General features: G+C 58.5%; 11 protein-coding genes and 1 pseudogene. 2 read left to right on the top strand and 10 right to left on the bottom strand.

All coding sequences use genetic code 11. From position 1 onward, the window contains the following. Positions 1–196 precede the first annotated feature (196 nt). Positions 197–865: a hypothetical protein gene (locus tag BMY54_RS25540; RefSeq protein ID WP_093440154.1), complete on the bottom strand. Its 669-nt coding sequence runs from the start codon at positions 863–865 to the stop codon at positions 197–199. A gap of 264 nt (positions 866–1,129) precedes the next feature. On the opposite strand from BMY54_RS25540, the gene BMY54_RS30690 reads away from it, so the two are divergent. Beyond that, a complete protein-coding gene (locus tag BMY54_RS30690; RefSeq protein WP_175559664.1) occupies positions 1,130–2,242 on the top strand; it encodes a hypothetical protein in 1,113 nt (370 codons plus the stop codon). A 34-nt stretch (positions 2,243–2,276) separates the two neighbouring features. Here the strand turns inward: BMY54_RS30690 and BMY54_RS31415 are convergent. Further along, a pseudogene (locus BMY54_RS31415) lies at positions 2,277–2,360 on the bottom strand (hypothetical protein); the annotation flags it as partial. Positions 2,361–2,901: 541 nt separating this feature from the next. Between BMY54_RS31415 and BMY54_RS25530 the strand changes: the two are divergent. Continuing rightward, entirely contained in the window at positions 2,902–3,261 is a 360-nt protein-coding gene (locus BMY54_RS25530) for a DUF6124 family protein (protein WP_038361600.1), read from the top strand. Between the two features lie 192 nt (positions 3,262–3,453). Here BMY54_RS25530 and BMY54_RS25525 read toward each other — a convergent pair whose 3' ends face one another. The 8 genes from BMY54_RS25525 to fliM form a co-directional block, all read right to left on the bottom strand. Then, the gene (locus BMY54_RS25525; RefSeq protein WP_093439760.1) at positions 3,454–3,690 is read right to left on the bottom strand and encodes a hypothetical protein; all 237 of its coding nucleotides are present in this window, start codon (positions 3,688–3,690) and stop codon (positions 3,454–3,456) included. 140 nt (positions 3,691–3,830) lie between these two features. Continuing rightward, on the bottom strand, positions 3,831–4,970 hold the full coding sequence (gene flhB, locus BMY54_RS25520; RefSeq protein ID WP_093439755.1) for a flagellar biosynthesis protein FlhB: 1,140 nt from the start codon (positions 4,968–4,970) through the stop codon (positions 3,831–3,833). A gap of 3 nt (positions 4,971–4,973) precedes the next feature. Continuing rightward, positions 4,974–5,759, bottom strand: a complete 786-nt coding sequence (fliR, locus tag BMY54_RS25515) for a flagellar biosynthetic protein FliR (RefSeq protein ID WP_093439752.1) — start codon at positions 5,757–5,759, stop codon at positions 4,974–4,976. A gap of 3 nt (positions 5,760–5,762) precedes the next feature. Further along, positions 5,763–6,032 (bottom strand): flagellar biosynthesis protein FliQ, encoded by a 270-nt coding sequence (gene fliQ, locus BMY54_RS25510; protein WP_038363854.1) that lies wholly within the window; start codon positions 6,030–6,032, stop codon positions 5,763–5,765. Continuing rightward, positions 6,029–6,787: a flagellar type III secretion system pore protein FliP gene (fliP, locus tag BMY54_RS25505; RefSeq protein ID WP_016984314.1), complete on the bottom strand. Its 759-nt coding sequence runs from the start codon at positions 6,785–6,787 to the stop codon at positions 6,029–6,031. The genes fliQ and fliP overlap by 4 nt, the downstream gene beginning before the upstream one ends. Beyond that, positions 6,787–7,239: a flagellar biosynthetic protein FliO gene (gene fliO / locus BMY54_RS25500; protein ID WP_093439747.1), complete on the bottom strand. Its 453-nt coding sequence runs from the start codon at positions 7,237–7,239 to the stop codon at positions 6,787–6,789. Before fliO ends, fliP begins: the two co-directional genes overlap by 1 nt. Beyond that, positions 7,240–7,689 carry a flagellar motor switch protein FliN gene (gene fliN, locus BMY54_RS25495; RefSeq protein ID WP_008077656.1) on the bottom strand — a complete coding sequence of 150 codons (450 nt, stop codon included), beginning with the start codon at positions 7,687–7,689 and terminating at the stop codon, positions 7,240–7,242. It lies immediately after the preceding gene. A 55-nt stretch (positions 7,690–7,744) separates the two neighbouring features. Beyond that, positions 7,745–8,713 (bottom strand): flagellar motor switch protein FliM, encoded by a 969-nt coding sequence (gene fliM / locus BMY54_RS25490; RefSeq protein WP_003222890.1) that lies wholly within the window; start codon positions 8,711–8,713, stop codon positions 7,745–7,747. Positions 8,714–8,721: the final 8 nt, after the last annotated feature.

The raw sequence follows: 8,721 nt of genomic DNA, 5'->3' as shown, positions 1-8,721 counted from the left end.
GTGGGAATGCCTCAACGGACGCTCTGCGTTCGGCTTTGGAAGGGACGCGGAGCGTCCCGGCTGCATTCCCACGCAGAGCGTGGGAACGATCAATGAGACGTTGTGATTGCTCGCGAAGGCGACCTTACAACCAACGCATGTTTCAGCCATAAAAAACGCCGCACCGCGCAGTCGGGACGGCGTTTTTTAATGCCGGTTACTGCGCAGTCAGTATCTGCTTGGGCGCAATATTGCCGAAGCTCAGTTGCTTGCCGTTGATGTACCGCGTACCCCGCAAAATTTGCTCACCTTCGACCTCAACGAAGTCCTCATCCATGTACATCAGCACGACCTTGGTCACTGGCGCAATGACTCCAGGGATCATCAGATCGGTTTGCAGCAGATTGAGCGCCCAATGAAACTGGATGGCCGGCAAATCTCCGATTTCGATCTGACCCGTGTCATCCAGCGATCTGAAGTCTCTGCGTGCAGTCACGCGGAATTTTCGCCCGACCTGCACAAGCTCCGGTTTGCCATAACGCACCTGCCGATGAGGGCCGGTCGCCCATTGATCGTTGTAATAACTAGGCGAGGTGAAGAGTTCGAACAACGCCTGATTGTCGCGGATGTTTCCCGCTGCACCGAACAGGTAGTTGTAGGAATAGTGGTTAGCCAGGCCGTCCAGTTCAGGCCTGATCGCGTTGATCGGGTTGTCGAGATAATCCGGGATATAAGCATTGGCCATCTGTTTGAAATGGGTGAAATCCAGATCCATGTCGAAAGTGACGGTGTAGCAGATGGCCCGCTCTTTCGGGTTCTGTTCCAGTCGCCCTGACACATATTCCAGGCCCATGCCCTCGAGTTTTCGGTAAATGCGCTCTGCCATGATCATGCTCTCCTGATTCGGTAAACTTGCTCCCCTATATCGATGTCATGGACAGCCATCCGTCTACTGTAAGAGTTGACAGGTGGATGGCACTTCCAGACCAACGGTCTCTCGACGATGTAGCGAACCAAAAGAGGACATCTGCAAAGCCACCGCTCATCGGAAATACTCGATCACCTGTCAGATCTGACAGTGGCGAGAATTCTTACTTCCTGCATCAAATGGAGCCTTTCCAGGCAATCACTCGAACGCAGGAGACACCCCATGAACTCAATTTCAGCAGTCACCGATCCAGTGGCGCCAAAAGTACTTGAGGCACACGGCTCCGCAGGGGATCAACTTGACTTCGATCATGTCTATTTCGCCCAACACGTCACCGCTCAAGTTCCGCACTACACCGGCATGGCCCGCGGCCATACGGTCCGCATCACTTGGGAAAACCCTCGGCACACCTACCACTCGGAGGTGATCACCGTGGGAACCCCTGGCACCATCGACATCCGCATTCCGCGCCTGGAGGTGATCGATAGCATTGGCCATACGGTGAAGGTCTTTTACACGGTACGTACGGCCCCGGGCACGACCTTGATTCCTTCGCGCTATTTGCTGCTGCACATTCTCCCTCAGTCATTCGATCTCCTGGCACCGACCCTGTCGAGTGATCAGGAAACTGTTAGCGTCAACTACGCAGGCATGACGACTGGCTATACGGTACGTTTGCGCGCTACCGCCAACACGCTATGGGAAAGTGATACGCGACCCGTTCAGGCAGGTGTCACGCCAGTCTTTACACTTCCTTCTGACTGGCGAACAAACAATCGCGGCGCCGATGCCCTGATCAATTACACCGTGTACAAATCGGGAAGTGGTGAGCGGTTGATGTTTTCGAAGGTGTTGAGGGTGCGGGTAGGCGAGGCGGTTCCTGAGCCGATACTCTTTGAGAATTTTGATGGCCAACCCCACAGCAGCATTACCGTTGGCCAGAGCATCAGTATCCCGAGCATGACCATCACACTCACTTCCGGAGCGGGTACAACCGGCATTCAAACTTACGGTGGTCCCATAGCAGGGATGCTCACCGGCCCAGCTATCGTGACAAACGCCGGCAATGAGCTTCCGACAGGGCAACAACTGATCACGCTTAGTCTCAAATCAGCCTACTCTCGAGTCAGATTCGCATACACCTATCAACTCAGAGCTGCGGAAATCAGCTTTTCCGACAACTCTGGAAATGTGGGATCGAGAAACCTTCCTGCAGACGCTTCCAACGGCCATAAGTGGGTTGATTTTCCTGCACCCTCCGGCAGGAAAATCACTTCAATTCAAATCGTCTCAAGGGACTGGTCTTACCTGGACCACTTTCAATTCTGGGTTTGAATACTGCCGGAGGTCTGATCCTGACACTGGGCAGTCAAGAATCGCGGCGAAGATCCGGCGGAATCGGCAGGTCGTCCTTGAGCGGATCCGGACGCTTGCCCTTGCCGGCGCAGAACTGGCAAGTAAGAAAAGAGGACGGTTTTATCTAACCAGTGATTTAAACAGCGGGGCTTGATCGAGGCTTTTTCTGCTGAGCCGGATGGCCCTTTCGCGAGCAAGCTCGCTCCCACAGGGAAACGCATTCCAAATGTGGGAGCGAGCTTGCTCGCGAAGGGGCCAGTGAAGTCAGCGCAACGCGCCTCTTAAACTCTGGTGTTTAAAAGACACTTCAGGACACGCCTTCCAGGCTACAAATTCTTGCGCCATTGCCTACAGCTACGCCAGAATCCGCCGGCTTGTGCGCTTTGGGGGCGGGTTCTATTGTGGGTCGGTCGCTGACGAATCAGCGATCGGGTTAGCGACTCGAATTCAAGTCAAAGGTGCATCGGCGTTCCAGGCTTCGTTGCGGATCTGTATTTTCGCGATTTCGTCATGGTGGCTGTATGCGGGAGACCTTCGGGTCTGCCGGGTGCCTTTGACCGGTTCGCTAACCTGCGTACAGCCGCCACCCTCCTGTTTAGCGACAGGTTGTAGCGGCTCCACTTCAAAGGAGCTTCACCATGATCAAACCAACACCCAACCCACCCGAAATCGATCTCGCCTCCCCCTACGAATCCCTCGATTCAAAAAAGCTCAACGACGCCGCCGAACGCGCCCTCGATCACTATCTCTGCCCACCCGGCTCCACGCCCCCACCGCGTAAGACCCGCCGGATGTACGCCGTTACCGCCGACTTCAAAAACGAGGAACTGCTGGCCGATGCCAGCGAAACACTCGCCTCAGCCAGAACCATCGCCCATGACTTCGCCCACCTCATACCCGCGTCGCAGCGCAGGACGCTGCTGGGGATCGCGCAACTGATCATGCTCGGCGAGCTGGCGGTGAATCGGGTGATGGATAATCTGGAGTTGCCGCAGTAGCGACACGCGATGATCGTTCCCACGCTCCTGCGTGGGAATGCCTCAACGGACGCTCTGCGTTCGGCTTTGGAAGGGACGCGGAGCGTCCCGGGCTGCATTCCTTTGCTGCGCGTGGGAACGATCATAAAAAACCGCCGCCCCGTTGAATCGGGGCGGCGGTTTTTTCGTTTCAGCGGCTTTGCGATCGATCGCTCAATACCGGAGGATTTTCACTTTTCCATTCTTGCTCTTGGGCAATTCGAACTCGACCTCGCCGCCCACTTTGACGTTCGCCTGCCGGGCATCGGGCAATGGAATGCTGAATCGGTATTCTTTGGCGGTGAGAAAAAAACCCGTGGCTTCGGCAAAGGAAAGGGATCGTCCCGATTGCTTCGGCGTGATGGTGCCTCTCCCGGTTTTTTCATCGTAGCTGCTGAAAATACCTTTCATTGCCTTGCTCCCTTGCACTCGCTCGCCTGACCGCGCCAGGTTCGCGGCGCCACCTTGCATCAAACTGCAAAATCACGGGAAGCGCACCTGTCAGAGTTGACAGTAAAGGGAGATCTCAGACCAATGGCTGCACAGCAACGTCAGGAGTCGCGACGCAGATCCGGCGGAATCGGCAAGTCGTCCTTGAGCGGATCCGGGCGCTTGCCCTTGCCGGCGCGGTACTGGCGGATCTGGTAGACGTAGGCCAGGACCTGCGCAACCGCGAGATACAGACCACCAGGAATTTCCTGCTCGAGTTCGGTGGAGTAGTAGATCGAACGCGCCAGCCCCGGCGATTCGAGGAGCATGACGTTGTTGGCGACGGCGATTTCACGGATCTTCAGGGCGAGGAAGTCGCTGCCCTTGGCCAGCAGCACGGGTGCGCCGCCCTTCTCCGAGTCGTACTTGAGCGCGACGGCGTAGTGGGTCGGGTTGGTGATGACCACGTCGGCGTCGGGAATCGCCGCCATCATGCGCCGTTGAGACATTTCGCGCTGGGTCTGGCGGATGCGCTGTTTGACCTCCGGGCGCCCCTCTTGATCCTTGTGCTCGTCGCGCACTTCCTGCTTGGTCATCAGCAGTTTCTTGTGCGCTTCCCAGAGCTGCACCGGCACGTCGACGGCGGCGATGATGATCAGGCCGCAGGCCAGCCACAAGGTGCTCCAGCCAACCAGCGTGACGCTGTGGATGATCGCCATCTCCAGCGGTTCATGGGCGATTCGCAAAAAGTCATCGACGTCCGCCGACAACACCGCCAATGCCACGCCCAAAGTGATGAGGAACTTGGCCAGGGCCTTGAGCAGTTCGACCACAGCCTTGAACGAGAACATCCGCTTCAGGCCTGCCGCCGGGTTCATCCGGCTGAACTTGGGCGCCATGGAGCCCGCTGCGAACAGCCAGCCACCGAGGGAAATCGGCCCGATCAACGCGGCGAGCAACAGAGTGATCATGATCGGCTGGATCGCCAGCAGCGCCATCTGGCCCGACTGCAACAGAAACGCGCCCATGGAACCCTGATCCATGATCACTTCGCGCGACAGCGTGAAGTTCAGGCGCATCAGCTCCATCAGGTCCTCGGCCAGCATGCCGCCGAACACCAGCAGCGCACCGGCACCGGCCATGGTCACGGCCAGGGTGTTGAGTTCTTTGGAACGGGCAATCTCACCCTTTTCACGGGAGTCCTTTTTACGTTTCTCCGTGGGGTCTTCTGTTTTGTCCTGACCGCTTTCGCTCTCTGCCATGACTCAGCGCGCCCGTGCCAGTTCGCGTAACAACTGCAAGGCCTCGGTGGCTAGCGGCTGATACTGATTGAGAATGTCCGCCAGACCGACCCAGACGATAAACAGACCGAGCACCAGGGTCAGCGGAAAACCGATGGAGAAAATGTTCAGTTGCGGCGCGGCGCGGGTCATCACGCCAAACGCGATGTTGACCACCAGCAACGCCGTCACCGCCGGCAACACCAGCAACAATGCGGCGCCCAGCACCCAGCCGAGTTTGCCGGCCAGTTCCCAGTAATGCGCGGTCATCAGACCGCTGCCGACCGGTAGCGTGGTGAAGCTTTCAGTGAGGACTTCGAAGACCACCAGATGGCCGTTCATCGACAGGAACAGCAAAGTCACCAGCATGGTGAAGAACTGCCCGATCACCGCCACCGAGACGCCGTTGGCCGGGTCGACCATCGAGGCGAAGCCCATGCCCATCTGAATCGCGACAATCTGCCCGGCGACGGCAAAGGCCTGGAAAAACAGTTGCAGGGAAAACCCCAGCACCGCACCGACCAGAATCTGCTCGGCTATCAGCAGCAAGCCGCTGAGATCCAGCGGGCTGACCGCCGGCATCGGCGGCAGGCTCGGCGCAATACACACGGTGATGGCCACGGCGAAATACAGGCGCACCCGGCGCGACACCAACGTCGTGCCGAACACCGGCATGACCATCAGCATCGAGGCGACGCGAAACAGCGGCAACATGAACGACGCCACCCAGGTACTGATCTGGGTGTCGGTCAGCTGAAGCAGCGATTGCATGGCTTAGCCGATGACCATCGGGATGTTTTTGTACAACTGAATGATGTATTCCATGAAGGTCTGCACGATCCACGGACCACCGATGATCAACGTGACCAGCATCACCAGCAGACGCGGGAGGAAGCTCAGGGTCTGTTCGTTGATCTGGGTCGCGGCCTGGAACATCGCCACCAGCAAGCCGACCAACAGGCTCGGCACTACCAGAATCGCGACCATCAGGGTGGTCAGCCACAACGCTTCACGAAAGATATCGACCGCAACTTCCGGCGTCATGGCGAGACACCTCCGAAACTGCTGGCCAGGGTGCCGATGATCAGCGCCCAGCCATCGACCAGCACGAACAGCATGATTTTGAACGGCAGCGAGATGATCAGCGGCGAGAGCATCATCATACCCATCGCCATCAGCACACTGGCCACGACCAGGTCGATGATCAGGAACGGAATAAAGATCATGAAGCCGATCTGGAACGCGGTTTTAAGCTCGGACGTGACGAACGCCGGCACCAGAATGGTCAGCGGCGCCTGATCCGGCGTGGCGATGTCGGTGCGCTTGGACAGGCGCATGAACAGCTCCAGATCGCTGGTGCGGGTCTGCGCGAGCATGAAGTCCTTGATCGGCACCTGAGCTTTTTCGACCGCTTGCTGGGCGGTAAGGGTTTCCGCCAGATACGGTTGCAGCGCGTCCTTGTTCACCCGGTCGAACACCGGGGCCATGATGAACATGGTGAGGAACAGCGCCATGCCGGTGAGGATCTGGTTCGACGGCGTCTGTTGCAGGCCGAGGGCCTGACGCAGGATCGAGAAGACGATGATGATCCGGGTGAAACTGGTCATCAGAATCACGGCTGCCGGAATGAAGCTCAGGGCGGTCATGATCAGCAGGATCTGCAGGCTGACCGAATACTCCTGCGCGCCATCGGCGTTGGTGCCTAGCGTGATCGCCGGGATCGACAACGGATCGGCGGCGAACGCCAGCGGCGCGGCCAGCATCAGGGCCAGCGTCAAGACGATGCGTAACGCACCCATTACTTCTTATCCTTCTGATCCTTGCCGAGAATCTTCAGCAGATGCTGGGCAAATTCCGGGGTCGCTTTCTCGCTGGTATTCGGCACCTCGACCGGCTCTTTGAGCACGTGCAGCGCGGTGATGGTGCCGGGGCTGAGGCCGAGCAGAATCTGCTCGTTGCCGACCTGCACCAGCAGCAAACGGTCACGCGGGCCGAGCGCGCGCGAACCGATCAGCTCGATCACCTGGCCCTTGCCTGCCGGACCTGCCTGCTGCACCCGGCGCAACAGCCAGGCGAGGAAGAAGATCAGCCCCAGCACCAGCAACAGGCCGAACACCAGTTGCGTCAGTTGCCCAGCCACGCCGCTGTTGACCATCGGCGCGGTGGCGGCTGGCACTGTGGTCGCCGTTGAAGGCTCGGCGGCCAGCACACTCAATGGCAATGCCAGCAAAGCCCAGAGAAACCGTTTCACTCAGCGCAGCTTCTTGATGCGTTCGCTTGGGCTGATCACGTCAGTCAGACGGATGCCGAACTTCTCGTTGACCACCACCACTTCACCGTGCGCAATCAGCGTGCCGTTAACCAGCACGTCGAGCGGCTCACCGGCCAGACGATCAAGCTCGATTACCGAACCCTGGTTGAGTTGCAGCAGGTTGCGGATGTTGATGTCGGTGCTGCCGACTTCCATCGAAATCGACACCGGGATGTCGAGGATCACGTCCAGGTTCGGGCCGTCGAGGGTCACCGGGTCGTTGTTCTTCGGCACGCTGCCGAACTCTTCCATCGGCAGGCGCGAGCCGCTGGATGCGTCAGCCGCCAGCAGCGCGTCGATGTCAGCTTGACCATCACCGGTTTCTTCCAGGGCCGCAGCCCATTCGTCAGCCAGTGCCTGGTCGTCCTGGGCGTTCATATCGTCGTTCATCATTTGTCCTCGGCGGGCAAAAATTCAGTTAAATGCTTGGGATAGGAGCGCCGTTTCAGCGACGCTCGATCGGCTCGATCACTTGCAACGCGAGGTTGCCTTTGTGCGAGCCCATCTTGACCTTGAAGGCCGGCACGCCGTTGGCGCGCATGATCATGTCTTCCGGCATTTCGACCGGGATCACGTCACCCGGCTGCATGTGCAGGATGTCGCGCAGTTTCAACTGGCGGCGCGCCACGGTGGCGCCGATGGGTACGTCGACATCGAGGACGTCCTGACGCAGCGCGTTGACCCAGCGCTCGTCCTGATCGTCGAGGTCGGACTGGAAACCGGCGTCGAGCATTTCGCGCACCGGCTCGATCATCGAGTACGGCATGGTCACGTGCAGGTCGCCGCCGCCGCCATCGAGTTCGATGTGGAACGTGGAGACCACGATCGCTTCGCTCGGGCCGACGATGTTGGCCATGGCCGGGTTCACTTCCGAGTTGATGTACTCGAAATTGACTTCCATGATCGCCTGCCAGGCTTCTTTCAAATCGACGAAAGCCTGCTCCAGCACCATGCGCACCACACGCAGTTCGGTCGGGGTGAATTCACGCCCTTCGATCTTGGCGTGACGGCCGTCGCCGCCGAAGAAGTTGTCCACCAGTTTGAACACCAGTTTGGCGTCAAGAATGAACAGCGCGGTGCCGCGTAATGGTTTGATCTTGACCAGGTTGAGGCTGGTCGGTACGTACAACGAATGCACGTATTCGCCGAACTTCATCACCTGCACGCCACCGACGGCAACGTCCGCCGAGCGGCGCAGCATGTTGAACATGCTGATGCGGGTATAGCGGGCAAAACGCTCGTTGATCATTTCCAGAGTCGGCATGCGTCCACGGACGATGCGGTCCTGACTGGTCAGGTCGTAGCTTTTGACACTGCCGGGTTCGGCAGCGTTATCGGTCTGTACCAGACCATCGTCGACGCCATGCAACAGCGCGTCGATTTCATCCTGGGACAGCAGATCCTGCACGGCCATGTCGTGTT

This window comes from Pseudomonas sp. ok266, from assembly GCF_900110195.1.
In the GTDB taxonomy this organism is placed as follows: domain Bacteria; phylum Pseudomonadota; class Gammaproteobacteria; order Pseudomonadales; family Pseudomonadaceae; genus Aquipseudomonas; species Aquipseudomonas neuropathica.
The sequence above is the reverse complement of the archived record's forward strand: the minus strand, read 5'-3'. Positions and strand labels throughout refer to the sequence as shown.